General features: G+C 61.2%; 16 protein-coding genes, 1 tRNA gene, 2 rRNA genes and 1 pseudogene (1 of these 20 cut by a window edge). 9 read left to right on the forward strand and 11 right to left on the reverse strand.

Annotated features, from left to right (window positions below):
* From ACK4FH_RS06935 to ACK4FH_RS06945, 3 genes are all read left to right on the forward strand, one after another.
* Window positions 1–941, forward strand: a 23S ribosomal RNA gene (locus tag ACK4FH_RS06935); it begins 1,800 nt to the left of the window's first position.
* A gap of 103 nt (window positions 942–1,044) precedes the next feature.
* Window positions 1,045–1,159, forward strand: a 5S ribosomal RNA gene (gene rrf / locus ACK4FH_RS06940).
* Between the two features lie 130 nt (window positions 1,160–1,289).
* Window positions 1,290–1,366 (forward strand) — tRNA-Met (locus ACK4FH_RS06945).
* Window positions 1,367–1,526: 160 nt separating this feature from the next.
* Here ACK4FH_RS06945 and ACK4FH_RS06950 read toward each other — a convergent pair.
* The 3 genes from ACK4FH_RS06950 to ACK4FH_RS06960 all read right to left on the reverse strand — a co-directional run bounded on the left by ACK4FH_RS06950 (window position 1,527) and on the right by ACK4FH_RS06960 (window position 6,820).
* The gene (locus ACK4FH_RS06950) at window positions 1,527–3,971 is read right to left on the reverse strand and encodes a hypothetical protein (protein WP_409812123.1); all 2,445 of its coding nucleotides are present in this window, start codon (window positions 3,969–3,971) and stop codon (window positions 1,527–1,529) included.
* Window positions 3,968–5,557 (reverse strand): hypothetical protein, encoded by a 1,590-nt coding sequence (locus ACK4FH_RS06955; RefSeq protein WP_409812125.1) that lies wholly within the window; start codon window positions 5,555–5,557, stop codon window positions 3,968–3,970. Before ACK4FH_RS06955 ends, ACK4FH_RS06950 begins: the two co-directional genes overlap by 4 nt.
* A 90-nt stretch (window positions 5,558–5,647) precedes the next feature.
* Window positions 5,648–6,820 (reverse strand): Fic family protein, encoded by a 1,173-nt coding sequence (locus ACK4FH_RS06960; protein WP_409812127.1) that lies wholly within the window; start codon window positions 6,818–6,820, stop codon window positions 5,648–5,650.
* A gap of 162 nt (window positions 6,821–6,982) precedes the next feature.
* Here ACK4FH_RS06960 and ACK4FH_RS06965 point away from each other — a divergent pair, with 162 nt between their 5' ends.
* Complete coding sequence (locus ACK4FH_RS06965) at window positions 6,983–7,768, forward strand: hypothetical protein (protein WP_409812129.1); 786 nt, start codon at window positions 6,983–6,985, stop codon at window positions 7,766–7,768.
* A 56-nt stretch (window positions 7,769–7,824) separates the two neighbouring features.
* Complete coding sequence (locus tag ACK4FH_RS06970) at window positions 7,825–8,904, forward strand: hypothetical protein (RefSeq protein WP_409812131.1); 1,080 nt, start codon at window positions 7,825–7,827, stop codon at window positions 8,902–8,904.
* A gap of 143 nt (window positions 8,905–9,047) precedes the next feature.
* Here ACK4FH_RS06970 and ACK4FH_RS06975 read toward each other — a convergent pair whose 3' ends face one another.
* From ACK4FH_RS06975 to ACK4FH_RS07005, 7 genes are all read right to left on the reverse strand, one after another.
* Complete coding sequence (locus ACK4FH_RS06975) at window positions 9,048–9,995, reverse strand: GIY-YIG nuclease family protein (protein ID WP_409815193.1); 948 nt, start codon at window positions 9,993–9,995, stop codon at window positions 9,048–9,050.
* Entirely contained in the window at window positions 9,995–13,090 is a 3,096-nt protein-coding gene (locus tag ACK4FH_RS06980; protein ID WP_409812133.1) for a type III restriction-modification system endonuclease, read from the reverse strand. The genes ACK4FH_RS06975 and ACK4FH_RS06980 overlap by 1 nt, the downstream gene beginning before the upstream one ends.
* Before the next feature lie 9 nt (window positions 13,091–13,099).
* Window positions 13,100–15,013 (reverse strand): site-specific DNA-methyltransferase, encoded by a 1,914-nt coding sequence (locus tag ACK4FH_RS06985; RefSeq protein WP_409812134.1) that lies wholly within the window; start codon window positions 15,011–15,013, stop codon window positions 13,100–13,102.
* Window positions 15,014–15,023: 10 nt separating this feature from the next.
* Window positions 15,024–15,845 (reverse strand): DUF4391 domain-containing protein, encoded by an 822-nt coding sequence (locus tag ACK4FH_RS06990; RefSeq protein WP_409812136.1) that lies wholly within the window; start codon window positions 15,843–15,845, stop codon window positions 15,024–15,026.
* Window positions 15,842–19,114, reverse strand: a complete 3,273-nt coding sequence (locus ACK4FH_RS06995; RefSeq protein ID WP_409812138.1) for a helicase-related protein — start codon at window positions 19,112–19,114, stop codon at window positions 15,842–15,844. Before ACK4FH_RS06995 ends, ACK4FH_RS06990 begins: the two co-directional genes overlap by 4 nt.
* Window positions 19,098–19,958, reverse strand: a complete 861-nt coding sequence (locus ACK4FH_RS07000) for a WYL domain-containing protein (protein WP_409812139.1) — start codon at window positions 19,956–19,958, stop codon at window positions 19,098–19,100. Before ACK4FH_RS07000 ends, ACK4FH_RS06995 begins: the two co-directional genes overlap by 17 nt.
* Before the next feature lie 120 nt (window positions 19,959–20,078).
* On the reverse strand, window positions 20,079–21,233 hold the full coding sequence (locus ACK4FH_RS07005) for a tyrosine-type recombinase/integrase (RefSeq protein WP_409812141.1): 1,155 nt from the start codon (window positions 21,231–21,233) through the stop codon (window positions 20,079–20,081).
* Window positions 21,234–21,451: 218 nt separating this feature from the next.
* Here ACK4FH_RS07005 and ACK4FH_RS07010 point away from each other — a divergent pair.
* From ACK4FH_RS07010 to ACK4FH_RS07025, 4 genes and pseudogenes are all read left to right on the forward strand, one after another.
* Window positions 21,452–22,890: pseudogene (locus ACK4FH_RS07010) on the forward strand (DUF6880 family protein).
* A gap of 449 nt (window positions 22,891–23,339) precedes the next feature.
* Window positions 23,340–23,585, forward strand: a complete 246-nt coding sequence (locus tag ACK4FH_RS07015; RefSeq protein WP_409812143.1) for a hypothetical protein — start codon at window positions 23,340–23,342, stop codon at window positions 23,583–23,585.
* 81 nt (window positions 23,586–23,666) lie between these two features.
* Window positions 23,667–24,104 carry a hypothetical protein gene (locus ACK4FH_RS07020; protein ID WP_409812145.1) on the forward strand — a complete coding sequence of 146 codons (438 nt, stop codon included), beginning with the start codon at window positions 23,667–23,669 and terminating at the stop codon, window positions 24,102–24,104.
* Entirely contained in the window at window positions 24,094–24,876 is a 783-nt protein-coding gene (locus ACK4FH_RS07025; protein ID WP_409812146.1) for a TIR domain-containing protein, read from the forward strand. The genes ACK4FH_RS07020 and ACK4FH_RS07025 overlap by 11 nt, the downstream gene beginning before the upstream one ends.
* On the opposite strand, the gene ACK4FH_RS07030 is transcribed toward ACK4FH_RS07025, so the two are convergent.
* Window positions 24,873–25,217, reverse strand: coding sequence for a DUF2190 family protein (locus tag ACK4FH_RS07030; protein ID WP_409812148.1), 345 nt, complete (start codon window positions 25,215–25,217; stop codon window positions 24,873–24,875). The genes ACK4FH_RS07025 and ACK4FH_RS07030 overlap by 4 nt on opposite strands.
* Between the last annotated feature and the right edge of the window lie 5 nt (window positions 25,218–25,222).

Below are 25,222 nucleotides of genomic sequence, written 5' to 3' on the forward strand. Positions count from 1 at the left end.
CGGGTAAGTTCCGACCTGCACGAATGGCGTAACGACTTCCCCGCTGTCTCCAGCATCGACTCAGTGAAATTGAATTCCCCGTGAAGATGCGGGGTTCCTGCGGTTAGACGGAAAGACCCCGTGCACCTTTACTATAGCTTTGCAGTGGCATTAGTGACGGCATGTGTAGGATAGGTGGTAGGCTTTGAAGTCCGGGCGCCAGCTCGGATGGAGCCGTCCTTGAAATACCACCCTTACTTTTACTGATGTCTAACCGCGGTCCGTTATCCGGATCCGGGACCCTGCATGGTGGGTAGTTTGACTGGGGCGGTCGCCTCCCAAAGAGTAACGGAGGCGCGCGATGGTAGGCTCAGGCTGGTCGGAAATCAGCTGTCGAGTGCAATGGCATAAGCCTGCCTGACTGCGAGACGTACATGTCGAGCAGAGACGAAAGTCGGTCATAGTGATCCGGTGGTTCCACGTGGAAGGGCCATCGCTTAACGGATAAAAGGTACGCCGGGGATAACAGGCTGATCTCCCCCAAGAGTCCATATCGACGGGGAGGTTTGGCACCTCGATGTCGGCTCATCACATCCTGGGGCTGGAGCAGGTCCCAAGGGTTCGGCTGTTCGCCGATTAAAGTGGTACGTGAGCTGGGTTTAGAACGTCGTGAGACAGTTCGGTCCCTATCTGCCGTGGGTGTAGGAAAATTGAGAGGATCTGTCCCTAGTACGAGAGGACCGGGATGGACATACCTCTGGTGGACCGGTTGTCGCGCCAGCGGCACAGCCGGGTAGCTATGTATGGACGGGATAACCGCTGAAAGCATCTAAGCGGGAAACCCACCTCAAAACCAGTTTTCCCTTGAGAGCCGTGGAAGACGACCACGTTGATAGGCCAGGTGTGGAAGTGCGGCAACGCATGTAGCTTACTGGTACTAATCGCTCGATTGGCTTGATTACTCTCATTTATCTCTGCTCATTTCCAAGTGAGCATTGCGAGAGACGACGACAGACCAAAACAGACAACAATCATTCGAAACCCTGACGATATGTTCTTCGCCGGCCTGGTGGTTATAGCGAGGAGCCTACACCCGATCCCATCCCGAACTCGGCCGTTAAATTCCTCAGCGCCAATGGTACTATGTCTTAAGGCATGGAAGAGTAGGTCGCTGCCAGGCCTGCCAAGCACATATCGTTCATCCCTTCTTCCGATAGAGCCGTCTCGCGGCTTCTCCGCACACATCCTGACCCTCTTGTCTCGATCGCGTGTGCGGGCGAGCAAGCGGGGTCTGGCTTTCAAGCTATTGACGCGGGGTGGAGCAGCCCGGTAGCTCGTCAGGCTCATAACCTGAAGGTCGTAGGTTCAAATCCTACCCCCGCAACCAAATTCCTACGCGTTTCCAAACGCTTGAACGCCGCCCTCTGGGGCGGCGTTTGCGTTTGAGCAGCCCGTGGAAGCACTGTGGAAGCAAGAGGGAACGAAGTCCTTCATGTCGCTTCGTAAATCAGCACGGGCCGAAATGAGTGCAGCATGAGCGGCGCCCCTCAAGGGAGGATCCTCTCGCAGGCTGACCGATGTGCCCGCGACAGCGCCTCTGGATCGATGCCAAGCCGATCAGCGTACTGGATGCTCATTCCGTCCATCACATCGGTGATCGACGCCGCGAGCAGTTCGTCCTTCGAGAGGTGCGTCCTGCGATAGACCTGCTCCATCAAGGGAAGGATGTGGCGCTGTATCTTGGTGCTTTCGCCTGGTGAGAGCCGTGCGCACAGGCAAGCATGCATACACCAGAAGCAAGTGGCCCAGCATTCGAGCAAGTCGGCAGGAAGTTGGTCGTGGACGCTGTCGAGCTTCAAGCATCGTATCGCGGGCTTTGACCCGCCGAAGACTTTGAAGATCAGCCGTCCGAGGACGTAGGGCCAACTGTTGGGATCGCCCTCCACGGGAAGAACCTGCAAGCTTGTCCGATCTTTCGGCTTTTCGCCTGCCTTGTCCGTGCCTCTCCACGAGGCGGCACAGATGATCATCAGTAGAGCGCGAAGCCGGAGAAAATCGCGGGACGAAAGGCTGCCACTCTCCTGCTTGAGTTCGATGCGCTTGGCGAAGTCCGCGGCCGCCTTCACAAGCTGATCCTTCGTCGCCTTCGCCCGACGAGCGTTGCGACGCTGCTCTTCCTCGCCTTCGTCCTGAACTGGCCGCGAAGTCGGTCTGGCCGCGAACTCCTCCCCTGCCGCCATCGCGGCTTCGGCATTCTGGGTCTCGTCCCCGAGATCGAAGGCAGCCTTCAGGGCGTCCTCGTCGTTCTCATCGACCGGCGTTACGAGCGAATTCAACCCGACGATCCGGTTCAGAAAGCCGCGGACGATTGAGACGTCGCTGCCGCCGAGGCTGTTGTGCTGAACATGCCCCGATTGGTGTGGCCGACGACCAGCGATGAAGTCGTCGTAGCTCAGTTGGCGATGCTTCTGGCCGCCTTCATCCGTTTCCTTTCGAGCCTTCGGGATGGAGACGCCTTCGCCATGCCCGTCGGCATCGCGATCTTCGATATTCTCGAGCAAGTCCTGCACTTCGAGCAAAGCGAGGGTGGCTTCTGTTTCGCCGTCCAGCTGAGCGAGCGCATTCTCCGTTTGTCGTGAGTGTGTTTCGCGAATTGCGATCTGCAGCGCATCGACGTGCGTGATGATCCCTGGCGTGAACTCCTGCGGCCCGAACAGTCGTGCGAAGGCCGGAAGGTCATCGGTTGCCTCAATCTGGAAGCGGATTCTCCGATGATCAGTACCTTCGAGTCGTGTCGGGTTGCTGACCAGCGGCGCGCCGGAAGCAGCCAGCAATTCGACTTCATATGCCTCGGGTGCGCCGACATGCGTAGCTGGTCGCCAGCTGAGTGTGTCGCCGTGAACCGCGAAAATGCCCGGGTGACTCTGCGAGAGGGCGTCGAACGGGATGTCGTCTTCGACGTGCAGCGGCGGCAGCTCCTCAACCTCAAGTCGCCCCTCGGGCGTGAGCACCTTCTCCAGCCCCAATTCCGAAACAGCCCGACCGGGCGGCAGCTGCCGATATAGGCTTGCCTCGCTGTTGGAGCCCGATGTGTTCCCGGTGCCAAGAGCTGCAACCGTGCAGTTCGCGCTGCCGATCAAGAGGTGGTCCGCCGTATCGGTCTGCGCGATCAAGGCCTTTGCATGAATGAAGCGACTGCCCCCGAACCCGTCCCGGCGATAGAGCGTTATGCCGGAAATGCTCCCGGTGGCATCCCGCGGGAACAACCCGGTGTCCGTGTCGATGAGCGCAGCGATTTCCCGTGGGCGGAGCCGCTCAGCCAGAGCTGACAAGGCTCCGAGCCGCTCATCCCAATAGGGGCTGATCACGATTAGGCGCTTCACTTCGCCGTCGATCTCGCGGGCGAAGCGGGTGCCTATGCCCTCGGCTGAGTTTGACAGTAGGAGCGCAGCCCGTGTTCCATCGCAAAGCTCGATAGGTCCCTCGGCAGATGCTGCAGAACGCAACCAGGCAGCGCGGGCGAGCATCCACTCGAACTGCGTCGGAAGCATCGGGTCAGCCGGATCGATAAGGCTGGAGAGGTAGCGATAGGCTTGAGCGATCAGACGCTGCGCGCCATCATCTTCAACTCCGGAGGTGAGAAGCGTGACGAGTTCGAGATTTCCAGCGAGACCTGCTGCCGTCAGGTTGGCAGACCCGATAAACAGGCGACCACCGTGACGTCCGATCTGCAAGAACAGCTTTGGGTGGAAAAGGCCCGCAACTTGGGCTCCAGAGGCGGTGTAGAGTCTTCCCGCTTGCCTCGGCAGCGGCGAGGCTCCGCCAAGAGCATGAGTCAGCATGCGCGCGTCAGCGAGGACCATGTTGTTGCGGCAGCCTGCACCGCGAATGCGTGGCAATACGATGCTCTCGTAAGCATCGAAATCGATACCGAAGGTCGTGGCGATGCTGCTATGATAGCCCTTGTCGGCGAAGCGTTCGTACAGCCTCATGAATTGACAGCCTCTCGGCCCGCCTCGGTGAGGCCGCTACTGGCCAGCAGCCCAATATCTTTAAGGAATGTGATTGCGGGGCCAAGGCGCGGATTGGTGAAGACTGGACCATCCTTCTCGCGGAGCCGCAGCTTGCCGTCATCGGTCTCGATCAAGAAGGTATAGTCCCCTTGGTGGCGCAGCTTCCGTAAGGCAACCCACAGATGCCGGCGGATCACCCGCTCTTCCAGGAGTCGCTCGATGGTTTGCCCGAACGGGGCTTCGCGATGCCGATCGAGGAATCGCGTTTCACTCAGCAGCGAGCGAAAAGCTTCTGGATTGAAGCCGCCGAGTGGCTCTTTCAGGTCCGGCCCTACCAGGTCAATCCGTCGATGGAGTATGGCCAGCAGGCGAACAGCCTTTGCTGCCACCTCCCGCGTGCATATCCGCGCGTCGTCACGGCCGGCTCGAATAATCTCATTGGTCAGCGAAACCGCGGAGTCGGGATCGCTTGCATCGAAGGCGTTCGAAGCCGGCTCCAATCCCTCAAGCAGGGCCGACCAAGTTTCCGGCACAGGTGAAATTTTTGATCGAATGTCGTGCGCACAGCGCCCGATCAGTCGCTCCATTCCCAGACCAGAGGGACAATTACCCAATGTATCGAGCGTGAACTTCAGCAGCGCCTCATGCGCGATGTGGCACAGATCATTTGCGTGATAGACCCACCATCGCGACCGCTGCACTTCGAGCGATGGATCGTCGAGGCTCAGGATGTTTCCTTGCTGATCGTGACCCGCGTAGAGCACCCATCGAACTTCATCGGCTCGGGGCTCCCGCTTAAGGAAGTCCGCCACCTTGAGGATCAGCAGGATGCTCAGCTTGCGCGAAAGGGCCCCGCTCGATGGAGTGCTGGCGCGTGACAGGAGGATGGCTTCGTAGAACTTCTGCTCCGTGCTCTCGCCGGTAATCCGTGAAGGCAGCAGGGGAGCGAGTTCATCGAGCTCGTCGTGAGTGACCGATCCAAGCTTGATCAGCCTGAAATAGAGGTCAGCCTGCGAACCGAGCGAGTGCTCGAAGGCATGAGCGAGTCCCTCCCCGAGGTCCTTGCTGGGCAGCGGGATCTCATGGTCGTCGGAGCGGTCGAAGATGCCGATCTCAAAGAGCTGGCTGCGATAGGCTGCGCCGAATGCGCCCCATGCCTGTTTCAGATAGTAGGCCTCGCTCCCAGGCTCGGCAGCCTCTTTGAAATCGATGGTGTCGCCGGACACCTCCTCGAGCGTTCGCGTGGCCCAGTCCGTTCCGGCGACGCCGGGCTCACCTCCATGGCGCGTTGCTACGAGCGCATAAAGCGCTTCAGCACGCCTGACATGCCGCTTCCAGTTGTTCGGGTCGGTATCGCCGATCTCCTTGGCATAGCGCTGCGCCAGCCAAGCATAGAGCCCGTAGTAGCGCATCCGCAGCGTCACGTTCGATATGCCGGGCAGAAGCGACTGGTAGAGATTTACGCTGCTGTTTTGCATCCCTAGCGGGTCGAGACCGTTCTTCTTCCGGTACTCGGTCCACTCGGGAAAGGCGATAAGCTCCTGCGTTTCTGCCAGCTCGTTCAATGTTCTCAATTCCTGTTCCGAAATTCGCTCGTTCCCGATGTCTTTCCCCGTCTGCCTTCTTCGCAGGACCGGCTTCGGCAGATCTCTGAATTACAGTGGTTCCGTCCCTCGACTGAGAATGCCGAGGTAGTCGCTGTAGACATACATCCGGCCACGTTGCTTCCCCGTCACCTCCCGCACGATGCCGAGATCCTCCAGATGCTGGATCGACTTGGCAATTGTTGGGGGCGAGATGCTCAGCCGCTGTGCCGCCGCAGGAATGCCGATGATCGGCTTCTGCTGAAGCAACTGGTGCACCCGGAGGGCGGATGCGGCCGGGCGCCCGAGATTCTCGATCCGGCGCCGATCGGCTTCGAACAGTGCGAGGATCTCGCGCGCCGCTTCGGAGGCCTGAAGAGACGTTTCGGCGATGCCGTCGAGGAAGAACTCCAGCCAAGTCTCCCAATCGCCGTGCTCGCGAACCTGCTGCAGCAGGTCGTAGTACTGGCGGCGATGCGTCTTGAAGTAGAGGCTGAGATAAAGGATCGGCTCCTTCAGGATGCCCTGCGTGCAGAGAAGGAAGGTGATCAGCAGGCGGCCGAGACGGCCGTTTCCGTCGAGAAACGGATGAATGGTCTCGAACTGCACATGGGCCAGCCCGGCCTTGATGAGGGTCGGCATTTCTGGCGTGTCGGTATGTATGAACGCCTCCAGGTCCGACATGAGGTCGAGGACGTTCTCGGGGGGCGGCGGGACGAAGAGCGCATTGCCTGGTCGCGTTCCGCCGATCCAGTTCTGGGACCGCCGGAACTCTCCCGGCTGCTTCGTGCTCCCGCGTCCCTTTTCAAGAAGGATGGCGTGGATCTCCCGGATCAGGCGCAAGGAAAGCGGAAAGCCCTCGCGGATCCTGTCGAGGCCATGGTTCATAGCGGCGACGTAGTTGGAGACTTCCTGCACGTCGTCGAGCGGGACGCCCGGCGCTTCCTCGCTCTCGAAAAGCAGCAGGTCGGAGAGCGACGACTGCGTGCCTTCGATCTGGGACGACAGCAGCGCCTCTTTGCGGACGTACATGTAAAGAAAGAGCGGAGTGTCGGGCAGGATGGAGGTCACGCCATCGAGTCGCCCGATCGCACGGTTCGCGTGCTCGAGGTGACGGTGGAGCCGTTCCATCCTGACTGGCGGAGACGGCGGCAAGGGTGGAGGCACGAACGCCTCTGCGCGCTCCCCCGCGGTCGAGATCGCTACGAGCCGTCCCAGGCGCGATGGCTCCGCTGCTAACGCCATGGTTGAAAAAGGATCCTTTCCTTGGCAGACTGATTGAGAAAGGATAGCACAAAATCCTTTCTTTGTCGTGTTTCTAACGGAAGGTTCCTTGGTTTGTCGAGCGCTCATTCCCCCAGTCCGCACCGGGTCCGGTTCGGGCGCACCCTCTGAGCCGGTGGCGCGATGGGACATCAGCGCCTCGGCAAACTGCCCACCCACCGATACTTGCCGGACATCGTCAGGTATCTGGTGAAGGGCGGCACGCCCACAGCACCTATAGTGGAACAGATCACCGAAGTGGGCAGGGATGCGCTGAAGCGTGCGCTGAAGGACCCTGTCTTCGTAGAAGCGCTGTGGTTGCTCATCAGGTTGCCGCAGGCCGCTGCGTCGAAGGATTTCGCGGCGGCTCTCGCCGAGATCGGCATGGGCCCGAAACGGCCGACTTCAGTGGCGGAACTGATGGTTGCCTTCGACAATACGCTCGAGCGAGTGCAGCGGCGCGAACATCGGGATGCCACGGACCTTGGCGAGATCGCCCGTCAGGCGGCCCTCACCGCGCTCGGCGATGCTGTGCGAGCCGGGATGCCGATGTGGTCGCCGACGGCGGATGATGTGCAGGCTTCTGTGGCTATGCTGAGGTCCCCGGAGAAGTTCGGTTCTCTGGCCCACCACTTCCACGCAAATACCGTGGAGCGCGTCATCCACTATTACGTCGATCGGAACCTTCATGAGCTCGTCGGCGCCGATCGCGTTGTCTCGTCCATTCAGGATCTCGCTACATACGATTCAGCGATACGCCGCCATTGCATGGAAGCCGCGCTCATCATGCGCGCCTTCGCCAGGGACTGGCTCGGCAAGAACCAGTACCGGGACGGCAAGGACATATCGAAGAACGAGGCAATAAAGTTCTCGGCCTACGCCGTCCGGAAGATCAGTATCGAGCTCAAGAACAGGAAGGGGCCAAAGTGAAACGGTGCCTGATTGAATGTGGCGTGCGGCAGGCATCCGAAGAGGGCGCTCTCGCGATGAACGTGAGCGACCCCGGCAAGAACGTCAATCTGAGGATCGAATCCATCAGCCGCGCGATGGTCGGGAATATCCCTAACCTTCTCATCGATCTCTTGGAGATCGCCGCATACGTCTACTGCGTCGATCAGCGAATCAAGCGCGGGACTGAGATGCTCATGGACTACGGGAAGGATTGGCGCCGCAGCCTGACCTTCTCGATCCCTGTGCGCCATCCCGAGGTCTGGAATGGAGAAGAGGTTCAGGAGCTGCTGGTCAAAACCCTCGGCTTCCTCTCCGACGACAGCTATGCATTCCGCTTCCGCAAGGCGGAAGCGCCGGTTCAGCCGCGCGATCCCTACTTCCACGAACTCCTCGATGCTTTCCAGGAGAACGACGAGGTGGCGCTGTTCTCGGGCGTCGTCGATTCCCTTGCCGGCGCGACCTGGATCGGCACGACGCCCGCGGTGCTGCAGAACATGGCGCTGCTTGGTGTCGGCACCACCGCCGATGCCGCCAATCCGTTCTCGGCCAAGCTCAACGCCGCGCATTGGACGGCGAAGACCGTGGCCGAGGGGGGTACAGGCGATCTGTTCTACACCATGAACAGGGAGGCTGCCGGAGACGATCTCGGGCTGACCCTTCAGACCGGCTTCGTGACCAAGGCGCTGGTGGGGCTGTTTGGCTCCGACAGGTTCCGGCTGGCGGTTTCGGCCGACGGCAGCACCTTCTTCGACGGCCTCAGCGTGGACAACACCACCGGCATCGTCGACCAGCCCCGGCTGCCGCGGTTCAAGGCTTGGACGAATTACGACAACTACGTCGGCGTCGGGACCTGGACCAAGATCGGCCTCAACAACACCGACTATAACGATCAGGGCGCGTTCGACGCCGCGAACAACCATTTCGTGGCGCCAGTGGACGGCACCTATCTCTTCGGCGCGACGCTGCTCTACAAGATCAACGCCAGCACCACGGCCCGCATGAGCGGACGGCTCGTCCTGAACGGGACCACCGAAATCCGCGGCTCCTCGGCGAAATCTCAGCCACCCACGTCTCGCTCGCCACCGCGATCTGGCTGCAGACCATGGTGCCGCTGACCGCGGGCGATACCGTCGAGCTGCAGGGGTATTTCCGGGTCGCGGACGGCTACTTCGCCGCCGATCACACGTCCTTCTGGGGCTGCAAGGTCGGTTAAATTCACGCGACGCTGACGGTACCGTTCCCCCCGTAGTCGCACCCTTCAGAATTGGCCTGACGCATCGCCCGCCACATCCTGGTTTGCCTCCCAATCCGCGTAATTGCGTCCGTCTGGGAGCTTCCAAAGGATCCGGCCATTGGCGCTCGCACCAATGACGGCCGCAGCCGCGGCAGAGGCAGACGTGAAGCTGTAGGCGCTTGTGAAGACAAAAAAATCGCCTTCCTCGCGGAGGACGCCCTTCTCGACCAGGGTGTTCCGGAGCGTGACCGTCCCTCTCGGTATCGTTCGCGTCGTCCGGACCCTTGCCCTCGAACCTGCTGTGACGACGAAATCTCCGGACGGCCCGAGCTCCATTTCAGCTTCGAACCCCTCTCCCCGGAAGAAGAATCGAGGGCTCCCGAAAGGAGCAGCGTCGGAAGGATCATCGTCGACCGGAATCGCTTCAGCCGCTCGCCCGCGGATTTTACGAAACAGATCCCAGCCGAGGGCTCCAACCAGCGTTTTCGTCTGATCCACGAACTCGTCCATGGCTGCGCGGTCGGGGAGCGGTAGCTTGCCCGCGTCGTCAGACGGCGTGCGCGTGTTGGGCAGGGTCCAGCGAGGATTGCTAACAACGCCCCGGATCAGGCAGGCTTCGACATAACGCGCGTGGCTCTTGGTCAGGTTCTCGTCCTTGCTGATCAGCACGACCGTGTCGGTCCAGAAGCCTTTGGCATCGCGACCCGCCTCATTCGAGTTGTGATACGATAGTCGAGCGCCGACACCTTCGGACTCGCCGATATATGAAAGCTGCCGGTCCTGCGCGTCTTCATCGGCCCCGATCAGGATGTAGACTCCTGGCCGTTCGATCTCGGGGAAAGCCTCACGAACCCGCCGAAGCTGGTTGCGCCGGAAGGCGATCGCCTGGATCGTCGACATCGAGATTTGTGCCACTCGTATGCCATTCGGATCGCCGTCGAGTAGGAAGATATTGATCGAGCGGGGCTTCATCACGCCGCACGCCCGACCAAGTCCATTAGCTTGCCGTAGTCGGTAACAACGTCGTACTTCACGCGATCAGCTGTGATGTGCTTACTGATCTCGTCGAAAAACTTGCGAGCGCATTCGATCTTCGTCTTCTCAACCTCGCGTAGCTTCATTGTAGACATCGTGCCTTTGGTCTCGGCGACGAAGTAGATGTGCCGCACGCTACCAGCCTTGAAGGATATCGCCCAATCGGGGTTGTAGTCCCCGACCGGAGTCGGGATCAGGAATCCACGTGGGAGTTTGGCATAGACAACGACCTCGCTGCTTGTATCCAGCTCTTTCACGAAATCTCTTTCGACATCGGAATCGGTGATCGCATAGTCGTAGACGTGGTTCTTGAGCTTCGCCGTGGCTCGGGAGAAATCCTGGCCGGTCTGGTTAGCAGTGAAAATGTCGACGTCGTATCGCTCATCAACTTCGTCGTAGGCCAGACGCTCGATCACCATGGCCGCCTTCTGCTCGGCGATGATACGCGAGGCCTCGGAGATAAAGTGCTCGGGGTTCTTCGTGAACTGTTCGAAAACTGCAGGCGCGATCTGGCCTAGGATGGTCGCCGTCGTGTCTCGTGTCAGCTGTGCGTTCTCGGCCACCTTCCCCACGAGGTCGTACTTCACGAGGGAATGGATTGAGTCCCCGCGCTCGGTCGTCGTGTTGGTGACCGAGAAGCCGTCGCCGCTGCGAAGCTGGCCGTCGGTCAACCCGTCGTTTTGTACGCCGACCTGAACGGTGTACTGCAAGGGGGTGACCCGCAGCTGGCTGTCCAGCGCGCTGACACACTTCCGGATCAGCTCCGCTGAGTCGAACTCAACCCGATAGACCGCCTTGCGGTTGATCCGCGCCCAGAGCTCCTGGAACTCCTTCTTCTCGAAATTCGCATTGAGAGGATTGGTCTTAGGCTTTCGGCCGTCATCGACCTTGGGCAGTTGTGCGTCGCTGAAGACGCTGTCGATGAGCTGGAACACCTGCTCGGCGTGCAGCTTCAGTTCCTCGGGCAAGTCGGCCAGTTTCCCCGCCGCCTTGGCCTCGTGGTAGGCGTCGGCGATCTGGTCCGCATCGTCGGTGTAGTCATTCTTCACCAGATAGCGGTAGATCTGCTTGGCCATGGCGGCAGTTACTTCAACCGGGCCATGCTCGGTCGCGAGTGTCTTGCCCGTGAAGTACTCCTCGGTTGCCTGCCGCGGACGCGACGAGAGAGTCTCCGCGATCTCCTTCTGGAGCCCGGCCACGAAGTCTTTGTAGCTCTCGCTTGCTACGACGGTCAGCACGTTGATGTCATGCACCACCGCCGGGTGGTCCATCCTGTCCCCGTGCTGATCGACGCTCAGCCGCAGGCCACGCCCCACTTCTTGGCGGCGCGAAATGGTGTTGTCGCTGTGCTTCAGCATGCACATGACGAAGACGTTCGGGTTGTCCCACCCCTCCCGGAGCGCCGAGTGTGAGAAGATGAACCGGGTGGGTTCGGCAAAGGAAAGAAGGCGCTCCTTGTCCTTCAGGATCAGGTCGTAGGCATCCACGTCGTCGGAATCGACAGAGCGGGCGCCAACGGCGGGGTCTTTCAGGCGGTTCGTCTTCTTGTCGATCGAGAAGTAGCCGTTGTGGGTCTTGCCCGGGTCGATGCCCGCGAGATACTTCCGGTACGCCTCGTTGTCGATCGCGAGCTCCGAGAGGTACTCGTCCTTCAGCAACTCGTACTCTTCCTCGAAAACCCGCGCGTACTCACCGTTAGCGTCGGCCTGGTCATAGTCCCGGTACTTCACCACCTCGTCGATGAAGAACAGCGACAGGACCTTGATGCCCTGTGCGAACAGCTGCTTTTCCTTGTCCAGGTGTGCCTTAATCGTCTCGCGGATCTGAATGCGGCGGATGTCGCGCTCGGAGACGTCGCCGTTCGCTTCACCAGCGCGCAGCACTTCGCCATTCGTGAATTCGACCGTGTCGTTGACGGCGTCGATCTGGCTGATCGTGAAGCCTCGATACTGATCCAGCCCGCCCGACTTCACGAACAAGTCATCGCGGAACTCAAGGCGCTTCAGCTGCCGTTTGATTTCACCCGATGCCAGCTTCACCTCGATCTCGATCCGCGCTACGGGGGCCTTCTTCGAGATTTCGATGCCCTCGAGGTAGAGATAAGCGTTGGTGCCGGCCAGCCCGCGGGTCTGGATGCCGCGTACTGCGATCTTCTTGACCAGCTTCTGGTTGTAGGCGTCCAGCGCGTCCAGCCGGTGAACGCGGTTGTGCTGGGTCCGGTGGGTCGCAGAATAGCGCATGATGAACAGCGGCTTAAACTTTGGCAGCGCCTCCATCGTCGCCGCGCCTTCCATCTTCTGCGGCTCGTCCAGGATCAGGATCGGCCGGTTAGAGGCGATCACGTCGATGGGCCTGCGCGACTGGAAGTCGTCCAGCTCCTCGTAGATTCGCCGGTTGTCGGCCCCGCGCGCGTTGAATGCCTGGATGTTCATCACCATCACGTTGATCCCGGCGTCGGACGAAAAGCTCTCCAGCTCGTGCAGGCGCTTGGAATTGTAGATGAAGAACCGCGCCTTCTTGCCGTAGCTTTCGGTGAAATGGTCAGCCGTGATCTGCAGCGACTTGTAGACACCCTCGCGGATCGCGATCGACGGCACCATGATGATGAACTTCGACCAGCCGTGCCGCTTGTTCATCTCAAAAATCGACTTGATGTAGCAGTATGTCTTTCCCGTGCCGGTCTCCATTTCGACGTCGAGGTGAACCCGGGTCGCGGCCAGCGCGTCGCGCTTGTAGGTGGCCGCGACGGGCACGCGCTCGCCCTGGGCGTTGAAGTTGGTGAAGTCCGTCAGCGACTGCGAGACGGGCAGGTTCTGCCGTCGTTGGACGGATCGGATGTTCTCCAGGATCTGCACGTCGGTCAGGGCGAGGTCGGCGTTCTTGAAGCCTTCCTCGAAGGCGCTGGCTTGCGCTTTGCGGCCGGGGTCGATGCGGTAGGTCAGGCCAGAGGTCATGGGCTGGCCGGCGAAGCAGTCGACCACATCGTTGACGGCATTGGTCTGATAGGGTTGAACCTTGAACTTGAGCTTCATGGTGCGCCCTCAGATCGACTTGACGTCAGTGGTGGGCGAGAGCTGGCGGAAGATCTGTTCTACGTTGATTTTCACTGCGTCCGAGACGAATCCGTTGTCGCGGAAGACGACCCGCAGGGGCTCGCGTTTCGCCAGCTCCTTGACCAGATCCTCGGTGATGCCGCGGTCGAAGCAGGCGACAAGGGCGTTGTCGTCGACGAAGAACACGGTCTTGCCCTGCACCGTCTCGCGGCGGATGGGCAGCGTCAGGTCCACGCCCCAATCGACCAGCACCTGGAAGAGCAGGTCCTCGGCCGTGCGGCCCTCCTTCACGTTGTCCACCATGTCAAGCAGGTCGGACTGCTTCAGCTCGTCGGGGCGGTAGTAGACGTCCTTCATGTTCGAGGTTTCGACCTTGAGCACCCGGAAGCCGACATCGCGGTTCCAGTCGGAGTGGCATTCGCCTTCGAGGATTTTCTTGCCAGCGCGGCGGATGCGCTCCTTCGAAATTTCAGCGATGGTCGTGAAGCCACGCTTGTAAGGTGGAAGCGAGGGGTCGATTACTTCCGGCACTTGCACCATGATGAAGCGCCGGTTTCCGCCATCATTTGCATTGAGCTGCATGACAGCGTGCGCGGTTGTCGCAGACCCAGCAAAGAAGTCTAATATGATCGCGTCTTTGTAGTTCCCGGTCACTGCTTCAATCGGATCGTACACGGCCCAAAGACTCTTCGGGAACGTAAATCCTGATCCTTCAACGAGACCATTCACCAACTTAGTACCGTATTCGTTCGAATCATAGCGCTTATCAGTCCAAACACTCCTGTAAAGACCAAATGTTTTTCCAATTTCAATCTGATACCCATCTCCGGAGCGCTTCGCCCTTAGCATGTTGGCGATCTCTTCTACGCTCTGGCGGGCGTAACGCCACTTCCTCTCGGTGCCAGAGTTGTCGATTGGATAGACGTACGCTACGTCATCCCTCCACTCGGTCTGCTCGGGGTGGAAGTCATCCGGGCAGACGTCTCCAAACCCAACAATCTTCCCGTCCTGGACCAGAACAGGGTAAAAGCAGTTCTTTGCATCCGTGCGCTCCGACTCTCCGCCCCAATTCCTGAACTGAGACCAGTTTACGTCCTCCTCACGAATTTTGCGATCGCCTATGGACTTTGTGCCGCTCGGATAGACGAAGATCAGGTACTCGTTGATGTAAGAGAAGTTTGTGCCTTGCTGGCCTCGCGGGTTGTGGATAACGCTTACGTAAGTGTGCTCCCAAGCGGCGCCGCTGAACACTTCTTTCATCAGTACAGACAGCGTTCCAAACTCATTCTCATCTATTGCGCAAACGAGAACCCCATCTTTTGCCAAGATGTTTTTTGCAACCATCAAGCGCTGATACATCATCGATAGCCAGTCGGAGTGAAAGCGCCCACTTGTCTCTGGATTGGCAACTAGTCGCCCGCCTTCATCGGATACTTGTCCTGATCTTTCAAGAAAGTCCGAGTATTTCGCACTATAATCGTTCTTATATATGAGGTTCCTCCCCGTGTTGTATGGAGGATCGATATAGATAATTTTGACTTTGCCAAGATAGTTTTCTTGAAGAAGCTTCAGTGCTTCTAGGTTATCTCCTTCGATGAACAGGTTTTGCGTGGTATCGAAATCCACGCTTTCCTCGCGGCAGGGGCGCAAGGTCTTGGCAATAGGCGCATTCGCCAGCGCCAAAGCCTCCCGCTTCCCCGGCCAGTCCAGCCGATACCGCTCTTGCGGCCCCTCCACGATGTGGTCGCTCAGCTCCTGACGCAGCAGGTCGAAGTCCACCGCCAGACGCAGCTTGCCCGTCGCCTCGTCCCGCGCCTCGGTCACGCAGCCGGGGAACAACTCGCGGATCTTCGCGATGTTGTCCTGGCTCAGGTCCGGGCTGTGCATCTTCAGCTTGTCCATGCTCGTCCTCTCAATCATTCGTCGTCTTTGGTGGCGCAAATCCGGACGCGGAAGCGGTGCCCACTTCCGCTGGATTTGCTTGTGCGGCGCTGGGGTGTGCCCCTGTCAGCCGCTCCAATTCCTGTTTGGCCGCGCGCAGCTCGGCATTGATCGCCACGCGCTTGTTGAATTGCCTCTCGCGCATGAGCCGCGCCTTGATCCGCTCGACCTCACGAGTCTGCGCCTTGATCGCCTCGGCCTGCGCGATGCGCTCTTCCAGCGACATGGGGCGCTCGGCTGCGGCCGGGGCGAAGGGCGTCTGCGGCGCCTCGCCCATGCCGGGGACCAACCGGGCCGTCTGCCCGGCCACCAGCGGCTCGAGCAGCCGCTCGTACAGCGCGCCCATGTCCAGCGCCACCGGCAACGGGGTGCGGGCTGCGTCTGCGGGCAGCCAATCCCCCTGGAAATAGTCGCCCACCACCCAGCGGGCGCTGTCGGCCTCGCCCCGACTATTCAAAGACTGGCGCTTGTAGGCCGCCACCATCCTCACGCGGCCGCCATGGGCCACCTCGAAGATCAGCGGAAAGGGGATGGCCTTGTCGATGGCGCGCAGCACGTCGCGGTCGAGCGTCGCGGTGCGCGTGGCGATGCGGAAGACCTGTATCTCGGTCACTTGGCGAGTCGCCGCCAGATTGATCGTCTCGGGCGCCAGCTTGTGCGACCAGACGATCTGGTCGACCTCGCGCACGAAAAGGTCCTTGAGGCCGGTGTTCGCCCCGGCGTGCTCGTAGATCTTGGTCTTGGGGATCACGCGCCCGAAGGCTGCGGCGCGGGGCCAATCGTAGAGGGTCATGACGCGCCGCCTTCGATGACCAGGAAGGCGATCAACTCAAAATCGTCCAGCCCCTTGATGGTGTGGGTCAGCGCCGTGGTCCGCCCGCCGCTGAACAGGCTGTCGATGTCCTTCTCTTCCTTCACCTCGATCATCGACCGGATCGCGCTGGAGAGCAGATCCGAGTAGCGGCCCATCTTGCGCCCGTCCTCGGTGCGCTCGTTGAAGATGCGGCAGACGTCGTGGATCGGCTCGATCCGCCCCTTGCAGCTGGATCGGATCAGGTCGAGCAGGCGCTTGACCTCGGTGTGGTCGGCGACGATCCGGCCGTCGTCGTCGATGTAGACCAGGTAGAAGGGGTGCAGGCGGTTCTGCTGGTTGACGTTCACGCTGTCGTGGATGTTCTTCAGCGCGAAGATGACGCCGGGCAGCAAGCCCAGCTCCGGCTGCGCGGGCACGACGGCGTGCATCCCGAAGGGCACGTTGTCGAGCTCGCCATGCTCCTTGACGTAGTTGAGCAGGTCCATCCGGAAATCATTGAGCCCGAGATCGGTGATCGAAATCCCGGCCTTCACGTCCTCCAGCTCGATGACCTCGTCCTGGAGCCGCTTGAGCTGTTCCTTGCGGTAGGCGATGTCGCTCGACTTGGCGGTGAGCACGTTGTCGTCGCCGGTGGCGGTGATGTCGGTGATCACCATCCGGTTTTCGACGCGTTCCTTCAGGTTGATGTATTCGTCGAGCGTGATGTCGGGCCAATAGTTGACCAGTTGGATCTGGCTGTTCGGGGAGCCGATACGGTCGATCCGGCCGAACCGCTGAATGATGCGCACCGGGTTCCAGTGAATGTCGTAATTGATCAGGAAATCACAGTCCTGAAGGTTCTGGCCTTCCGAGATGCAGTCGGTGCCGATGAGGATGTCCAGCTCTCCCGGCTCGTTCGGAAGGACGATGGCCTTCTCCTTCGACCGTGGAGAGAACAGCGTCAGGACGCTCTGGAAGTCGTAGGACTTCTTGAGCGTGGTCTTGGGCGCGTCCGACCCGGTGACCTTGCCGACATGCAGCCCGAGCTGTGCGGCGAAGGGCGCCAGGTTGTCGAAGAGGTAGTTGGCTGTATCGGCAAAGGCCGTGAAGACCAGAACCTTCCTGTTTCCGGGGTTCAGCGGCTCGTCGACCTTCTGCCGGATGAGGGCGAGCAGGTGCTGGAGCTTGGCGTCGTCCGCCGGTTTGACCTTTTCCATTGAGGCGATCAGATCTTCGATCAGGACGAGGTCCGCAGCCAAGTCGTGCTTCCAAGACGGCAGGTCCATGTCGGCGAGGCTGATCTGGACCTTCTTGCCGACCGTGAATTCGTCGAGCCCGGAGAGGTCGTCATCCTCGGGATCGAACTCGCTCATTTCTGCAAGGTAATCGCTGACGCTGTCGCTGCGTCCTGTTTCCTCAAATTCGTCGATTGCGTAGAGGGTGCGCGAGATATTGGCGCCGAGGGATCGAAGCGTGAGGCGGAAAGCGGCGACCGAGCTCTCCAGGCGTTTCAGCAGGTTGGTTGTCATGAGCGCCTGAAGGCTGCGCTCTCGATCGGCCTGCCTGAGCTTGCCGCGTCCGCCCTCGACCTGCGTGTCGTAAATCTCCTCATACTTCCGCAGACGGCTGGGCAGGATGTAGCTGATCGGGGCGTAGACCGCGAGCTTCAGCACAGAGAGCTGCGTGAAAATGTCGTTGAACCCCATCACGTCCGACCGTTCGGTGATCGGGCGGTGATACGAGAGCGGCTTGCGCCTTTGGGGAAACTTCCCGATGTCCGTCGTGTCGTAGAAGGTTTCGATGTGCTTGCGCGACCGGGCGATGGTGACCGCATCGAGCAGCTCGAAAAAATCGAAGTCGAGCGCCTTCAGGATCGACGCAGCGGTCCTCTCCTCTGGCGGGAGGGAAGACCATTCATTGAAGGCCTTCTGGGCCCGGCGGAAAATCTCTTCGACGCTGGCCTGTGTCTTCAGGTTCTTGCTGAGCGCTTCTGACTGCCCTTCGTAGGCAAGAGCCAGCTGGTTCCGAAGATCGTTGAACCTGTTGTTCACCGGGGTCGCGGAAAGCATCAGGACCTTGGTCTTCACGCCGGCGCGAATGACCTTGTTCATCAATTTCTGGTAGCGAGTCTCGCGGTCCTTGTAGACATCGTTGTTGCGGAAGTTATGCGACTCGTCGATCACGACCAGATCGTAGTTGCCCCAATTCACTCGATTGAGGGGGATGCCGAAGGACTCGCCGGAGGTGCGGGAGATGTCGGTGTGGCAGAGGACGTCGTAGTTGAACCGGTCCCTGGCGAAGATATTGGTGGTCAAGTTCGTATTGTAGTTCCGCCAGTTGTCCGCGAGCTTTTTGGGGCAGAGAACGAGAACGGAGCGGTTCCGCAACTCATAATATTTAACCACCGCCAAGGCGGTGAATGTTTTCCCGAGACCGACCGAGTCCGCGAGAATGCACCCATTGTAAGTCTCAAGCTTGTTGATGATGCCCGTTGCGGCGTCCTTCTGGTAGTTGAAGAGTTTGTTCCAGACCACGCTCTCCTGGTAGCCTGTCAGATCGTTCGGAAGGACGTCTTCATCGACCTCGTCGAGGAAGTCGTGGAAGATGTTGTAGAGCATCATGAAGTAGATGCGCTCGGGGGAATTCTCCTGATAGACGGACTCGATGTGCTCGCAAATGGCAGCGGTGACGTCCTTCACTTTGTCCGGGTCCGACCAGATCTGATCGAAGAGCTGAAGGTACATCTTTGCGTGTGCCGGATCATCGAAACGGGTCACGAAGTTCGAGACGGCATCACCCTTTTGGTACCCGAGATCGACTGCCGTGAAGCCGCTTATCGGCATGTAGGCCACTTCGCCTTCAGACCCGGCGACATGCAAGAATTGCTGCATCGGCGCTTTGGTCGTGTTGGACCGGAACCTGGCCTTTTTGCGGATCCAGTCAGCGCACTCACGGGCGACAGCGCGCTGAGTGAGCTTGTTGCGCAGCTGGATCTCGAATTCCGTGCCGTAGAGGCCGCTTTCCCGCCTTGCCTTGGGAATGAAGAACTCCCTCCGCTCCTTCCGGAGGCGGTCGGTCACCTCGGTAGGCACGAAGGTTGGCGCAGTGAAAATGAACTGCAGGCTGTCGACCTTCGAGAGTTCGGACTTCAGAGCTTCGAACGCGTAGATCGAGAAGCAGGACGCAGCAATCCGCAAACGCGTACCCCGACCGACTGAGGCCTTCAGGTCATCCCCGAGAAGGTGAGAGGTGTTATCGATGATCTGCATCGATAACCTCCCTGTTGAGAAGCACGATCTGCTGATCCTGCGGATTGCGGGCTCCCGGGTCGGTATCAAGCCCGAGACGCCTGAGCGCGTAGTACAGCAACGCCCGCCGGACTTTGATCTTCGCCTTGCCGGCCCGCATGCCGTAGTCAAGCGCAATGACCTTCGCCTGCGTCTCCGAGAGGTCGGGGTGGGGGCCGACCTCTAGGGTGACCTCTAAGTGCCAGTCGCGGTCATTCTCGGCCGAGGTGTCGCTCTCCCGCGATCCGCGGATGTCGAGGATCCGCGAGAGCAGGAAGTCCTTGAAGCAGTCATCGGTCAGGCAGAGCGCCCGGGTGTGCCAGCGGAACCCGTCGAACGCGATGGCGTGAGGCGCGATCCAGCGCCAGCGCGGCTCGGGGCTAGACAGGGACTGGTACTTCACCTCGATCGCCTCGGACCGGCGGATGGCGCCGACGACCGAGCGAAGTGTCACCGGCTCAACGCCGCGAACCGGCGTCGGGGCGGATGCGTAGGGTGGCAGGTCAGGGATCCAGCAATCTTCGCGCTCCAGCACATCGTCGGCAACCAGGCGGATTTGGGCGAGGTAGTGCGCTGCGTCCGGCGGGCGGAACTTGCAGTCGAAGTCTGGGCCGCGGACGTAAGTCCGCGCGCTCTTGTCGTAGACCATGTTGTCCGGTGCCAGCGCGATGTAGCGGTTCAGGTCCGAGGATGCCTGGTTCACCGAGACGCCGAACTGCTGCATCACGTCGATACGATTGACGTGTCCCTCCCAGAACAGACGGAACTCGATGAACTCGAGGCGCTGCTCAATCCCCCAGCGAAGTTCGGCATTGTCCCGGTCCACGTCGCACTCCCGCCCAGCCCTGCGCGCACGCGAACTGTGCGCGCCCAATTTCTGGGCTTTCTTGGACCGTAGCCGCGAGGGATCGAGCAATCAATCGAAAAGGGGAGCGACGGCGCGCGATTATCCCAAGGATTGCCGCAGGTTCTGCGCCACCGCGTCCGCCGCCATCCGCACAGGCTCGGCCGCGAGATGGGCGTATCGCGCCGTTGTCTGGACCTGCGTGTGGCCGAGGAGCTTGCCGATCATCGGCAAACCCTGACCCGAGGCGACGGCGGTCGACGCAAAGGTGTGGCGCAGGTCGTGGATGCGGACGTCCTTCACCCCGGCGCGAGCACGGACGCGCTGCCAGAAGGGCTGTAGATCGCTCAGCCGCTTGCCCGTCAGGGTGCCGCTGATGACCCACGGGTTCCCGTCAATGCGCTGGGCGTCGCGGAGCAGGTCGACGGCAGGCAGTCCGAGATGGACGATTTTGGCGCCGGACTTGGAATCCGGAAGGCGCAGAACGCGTTCGGCCAGATCGACGTATTCCCACTTCAACGTCATGATCTCGTTCAGCCGACACCCGGTCAGGATGAGCAGGCGCGCGGCGAGGACGGCCGAGGGCAGCTCGATCCCCTCCGCCTCCATCTCGCGCAGCACCTCACCGATCCGGCGGAGTTCGGCCGCGCTGAGAAAGCGCTCGCGCTTCTGCTCGGGATACTTCCGGATGTGCTTTCGCGGGTTGGTGCCGTCCGGACGCAGGCCCCACATCTCGGCGAGGCTGAACATCTTCGAGACCACTTCGAGGCAGCGGTTCGCTTGATAGGGAATGTGGCGGAGGTCGTGATGGAACTTCGCCACATCCGCCCGGGTGATGCCCGTGACCGTCAGCTGCCCGAGCGCGGGCAGGATGAAGCGTTCGAGGTTCCGGCGATATTCCTTGGCTGTGCTCGCCTTCACGCGGATGGCGATGTGCTCCTTGTCGAACCGCTCCGCCAGCTCCTTCACCGTGATCGCCTTGCGTCCAGCGTCCCGCTCGGCGGCGGGGTCCGCGCCATTGCGCGCGGCGGCGACGATGGAGATGGCGCGGTTGCGCGCCTGCTCGCATGTAAGGACCGTGCTGGGCCCGAGGCTGATCCGCCGGGATCGGCGTCCGGCGCGATACTGGACCACGTAGCCCTTGCGCCCGCTCGGCAGCACACGCAGCCCGAAGCCAGGGATCTCGCTGTCCCAGACGAAGTATTCGGCGGAGCGGGCTTCTGCGGCGTCGACGAGGCGTTTGGTGATCCTGGGCATGGCACTCTTCGGTGGTTCTTTCGCCGTTCCACAGTGCTGAAGCGCGGGCGACAGTCAACGAACACATTGAAATCGCGAAGAAAAAGGAAATGGCGCGTGGTTCCGCGCAGGGCGTTTCGGCGCGCTGGTGCGGGAAATCGACGAGCCCAGCGAATCAGAACGCAGGTTCCGGTGCCTGCGGACCGCTGATAGGCTCGGGGAAAAGAACTGGCTATCCGATGGCGTCGAAGACCACCCTCAATGCGAAGAACCTCGAAGCGCTGGGCGCCGAGCGCCTTGCGCAACTGCTGATCGAGGTCAGCACCGGCAATGCGGCGGCCAAGCGCAAGCTGCGGCTCGCGTTGGCGGGGGCCCAGAGCCCGAGGGAGGCCGCGCGGGAGATCACCAAGCGGCTGACCAGCATCGCCCGCGCCCGCAGTTTCATCACCTGGAAGAACCGCAAGGCGCTCGTCACGGATCTCGAAACCCAGCGACGCGCCATCGTCGAGCAGATCGCGCCGGCCATACGGACGAGGCGCTGGCGCTCATGTGGCGGTTCATGGCCCTCGCCACACCGGTGTTCGAGCGCTGCGACGACTCCAGCGGCACCGTCATCGGCATCTTCCGCCAGGCCTGCGCCGATCTGGGTCAGCTCGCCGCGAAGGTCCGGCCGGTCCCGCAGGCGCTCGCCGGCACTGTCCTCGATGCGGTGCAGGACAACGGCTATGGCCAGTATGACGGCCTGATCGGCATCATGGCGCCGGCGCTTGGTGACGAGGGGCTCGCGGCCCTGAAAGCGATGGCGGAGGACCTCGGTCGCTCGCCCGTGCCGGTGCCGCCGAAGGACCAATGGAAGGCGGTGGGCTGGGGCCCTGGCGGCACCACCTACGAGCACGAGATGCGGGCGCGCGAGCGCACGAGCACGGTCGCCATGGCGCTCAAGGACATCGCCGATGCACAGGGCGACGTCGACGGCTTCATCGGCCAGTACGATCCGAAGACCCGCAAGGTGCCGCAGATTGCGGCGGAAATCGCGCAGCGTCTGCTGGCGGCTGACAGGGCAGGCGAGGCGCTCGGGTTCCTCGAGCGCGCGGAGCTCGGCGACGGGTTGCGGGTTCCACGAGCCTGGGAGGACATTCGCCTGCAGACGCTAGAGGCGCTGGGTCGCGGCGAGGAGGCGCAGACGTTCCGGTGGGACTGCTTCGAGCGCACGCTCTCCGACAGCTACCTGCGGGCCTATCTCAAACGGCTTCCCGACTTCGACGACATAGAAGCTGAAGAGCGGGCAATGGCGCACGCCATGGCCTATCCGAGCCTTCTTCACGCCCTGCAGTTCTTCCTCGATTGGCAGGCGCTGGACCGCGCGGCCGAACTCCTGGTGGCTCGGCACGACGAGATCGACGGCGATTGCTACGAATACCTGGCACCTGCGGCGGAGGCTCTGACAGAGCGTCATGCGCTGGCTGCGACGTTGGTGCTCCGCGCGATGATCGACTTCACGCTCACCCGGTCACGGGCGAAGCGGTATCGCTATGCCGCCGAGCACCTGGCCAGCTGCGCCCGGCTCGCGCAGTACATCCCGGACTTCGGCGCGTTCGAGACGCACGAGGCCTACGTCGCCCGATTGAAAGAAGAGCACGGCAGGAAGTTCGGCTTCTGGTCGCTCACCGCCGCCTGATGGTCGTGCTACCGGAAAATCAGGTTTCAGCCCCGTGGAAGCATTGTGGAAGCAAGAGGGCGCGAAGTGCTGCCAATTTCCGCGCAATCGCGCGCATGGCGCGCGTGGGGCAGGGGGCTCCAACTGGCGGAAATATCGAAGGAATATGCAAACGAACGCAATCGTTCATGGTTCGTTCGATACGACTCATAACCTGAAGGTCGCAGGTTCAAATCCTACCCCCGCAACCAAACTTTCCTGCAAGATATCAAGCACTTAGGCCGCCCTTGGGGCGGCTTTTGCGTGTCGCGTCGTGTTGCAAGGCGGTCCCGAGAACTCCCCAAAGATTTCAAAGGCTTACGAACATCCCCGATTCCTCCGTGCTACACGGATGCGACACGGGACAGAGGCCTTGTTCGCGGGACGTTCGCGGCCAATGGCGCTTGCCATCCGCTGCGACCGGAGCCGTCATGATCCCCGACACCATGTCGGAGACCGCCATGCCCAAGACCAACGACGCCGCGCTCGCCGCGTTCATCGCGCGGAAGGCCGAGATTGACGCGGCCCTTGACCGCATCCGCGCCGCCAGCGACGACCATTTCTTCGCCAGCCCAGGGGACGTGCACTGGGGCCATGTCACGGCCCTCGCTGACCACGCGGCGCTGCTCAAGCGGATCACGGACGCGATCTACGCCGAGGGCGAACACATCGCCTGACGGCACTATATGTTGTGTGCCGATTGAGTCGGACATACAATCGCGCCGATTCTGCTATTCGACGGGAGCGGCGAATTCACGGTGGCGACTGACAAGGACGATCTTCCAAAGCACCTGGAGCTCATCCTGGATGTGGTCGAGCGCCACGCCCGCAACTCGTTTGTCCTCAAGGGCTGGTCGGTCACGCTGGTCGCTGCAGTGTTCCTGTTGGCCGTGAGGGGGGCTGAACCGGCGCTCGCCATGGCCGCGGGACTTCTGCCGTCCCTGACCTTCTGGGCCTTGGACGCGTACTATCTTCGGCAGGAACGAATGTTCCGCGCGCTCTACAATCACGTGCGAAAGGCGGAGCCGAACCCTGCCGACCGCTTCAGCCTCGATGCCCGGCCGTTCGCCGGTGAGGTTGCGAGCTGGTTCCGCACGTTGGGCGCCACCCCCGTGCTCTGGTTCCATGCGGCTGTCCTCGCAGTTGTCGTCGTTGCGCTGGCATTCTTTTCGTTGAGGCCTCCCGATGCCCCGTAAGGTGTTCTTCAGCTTCCATTACGATGACGTCACGCGCGTCAACGTGGTCCGCAATTCCGACCAGATCACAAGGCGGTATACGAAAGCTGCCCGTTTCCACGACAAGAGCCTATGGGAAGAGGCGAAGCAACAGGGGGCGCTCGCGATCAAGCGGATGATCAACGGCGGTCTCGACGGCAGCTCGGTCACGTGCGTCCTGATTGGTAGCCAGACATGGCAACGCCCATGGGTGCGCTACGAGATCATCAAGAGCCTTGCTCGCGGCAACGGCATACTCGGCGTGCGGATTCACGATGTGGGTTTCAAGCCGGGGCAGCCGACAAACGCTCTTGCCGGGCTCTTCGGAACATCGCTGCCTTCGAACGCGCTCACAGGCTACGGATCCCGCTCGGAGCCGACACTCGGTGGGCTACTGGGCCTTGCTGCTCAGCGGCCGGCGCCATCACAGAATGCACTGCTCGGCGCCCTGCTGGCTGGCGAGCAGAGCGTAGCACCAACGCCGCAGCGGGGACCGAACCCGCTTCGCTATCTCGGTTACACGGTCGACCGGCGCTACGGGTTGGTGCGGTTTCACGAAGTCGGCACCAGTGGGCAGTGGCGCGAGTACACGGAGGTGCAAGCTGTTCCGCTGCTCTCACTTCCGTGGCTCCCGAGGTTGAAGGATGCCGACAACCTCGAGAACCTGTTCCGCGTCTACGACTGGAAACAGGACGATGGCTCGTTCTACTTCCCGACATGGATCGAGCAAGCCGCTGCTCAGGTCGGACGCTAAGCCGCCGCCGTCGCGACCCCGTCCAGCCGCACCGCGACGCTGGCAACGCCGTTCCCGGCCGCCTCCACCGCCACGCCGATGGGGAAGCGTCCCGCAGCTGGGGTGTTCACCTGCTTCGCCGTGTTGTCCCACGCCACGCGCGTGCCGATGGCGAGAACTGCGGCGCTGGCCTTCGGCAGCTGGAACACGCCGGTGGTGGAGAGCTCGACAGGGGCGCCCTCGGCCGAGGAGTAGGCGGTGATGCCGAAGATGCTGCCGACGATCAGCCCGTCGCCCGAGGCGATGCCGCCTGTGGGCGTGGGCACGGTGATAACGTGGCCGTTCTGGATGTAGGTCTTCATGGGTT

Origin of the sequence: Parvibaculum sp., assembly GCF_046297875.1 — a bacterium.
Taxonomy (GTDB): Bacteria; Pseudomonadota; Alphaproteobacteria; order Parvibaculales; family Parvibaculaceae; genus Parvibaculum.

What these genes read in the sequence shown, in the direction of transcription:
- ACK4FH_RS06950 (WP_409812123.1), bottom strand. Translation starts at nt 3,971, where the DNA reads ATGAGGCTGTACGAACGCTTCGCCGACAAGGGCTATCATAGCAGCATC.
- ACK4FH_RS06960 (WP_409812127.1), bottom strand. Translation starts at nt 6,820, where the DNA reads ATGGCGTTAGCAGCGGAGCCATCGCGCCTGGGACGGCTCGTAGCGATC.
- ACK4FH_RS06965 (WP_409812129.1), top strand. Translation starts at nt 6,983, where the DNA reads ATGGGACATCAGCGCCTCGGCAAACTGCCCACCCACCGATACTTGCCG.
- ACK4FH_RS06970 (WP_409812131.1), top strand. Translation starts at nt 7,825, where the DNA reads ATGAACGTGAGCGACCCCGGCAAGAACGTCAATCTGAGGATCGAATCC.
- ACK4FH_RS06975 (WP_409815193.1), bottom strand. Translation starts at nt 9,995, where the DNA reads ATGAAGCCCCGCTCGATCAATATCTTCCTACTCGACGGCGATCCGAAT.
- ACK4FH_RS06980 (WP_409812133.1), bottom strand. Translation starts at nt 13,090, where the DNA reads ATGAAGCTCAAGTTCAAGGTTCAACCCTATCAGACCAATGCCGTCAAC.
- ACK4FH_RS06985 (WP_409812134.1), bottom strand. Translation starts at nt 15,013, where the DNA reads ATGGACAAGCTGAAGATGCACAGCCCGGACCTGAGCCAGGACAACATC.
- ACK4FH_RS06990 (WP_409812136.1), bottom strand. Translation starts at nt 15,845, where the DNA reads ATGACCCTCTACGATTGGCCCCGCGCCGCAGCCTTCGGGCGCGTGATC.
- ACK4FH_RS06995 (WP_409812138.1), bottom strand. Translation starts at nt 19,114, where the DNA reads ATGCAGATCATCGATAACACCTCTCACCTTCTCGGGGATGACCTGAAG.
- ACK4FH_RS07005 (WP_409812141.1), bottom strand. Translation starts at nt 21,233, where the DNA reads ATGCCCAGGATCACCAAACGCCTCGTCGACGCCGCAGAAGCCCGCTCC.
- ACK4FH_RS07015 (WP_409812143.1), top strand. Translation starts at nt 23,340, where the DNA reads ATGATCCCCGACACCATGTCGGAGACCGCCATGCCCAAGACCAACGAC.
- ACK4FH_RS07025 (WP_409812146.1), top strand. Translation starts at nt 24,094, where the DNA reads ATGCCCCGTAAGGTGTTCTTCAGCTTCCATTACGATGACGTCACGCGC.
- ACK4FH_RS07030 (WP_409812148.1), bottom strand. Translation starts at nt 25,217, where the DNA reads ATGAAGACCTACATCCAGAACGGCCACGTTATCACCGTGCCCACGCCC.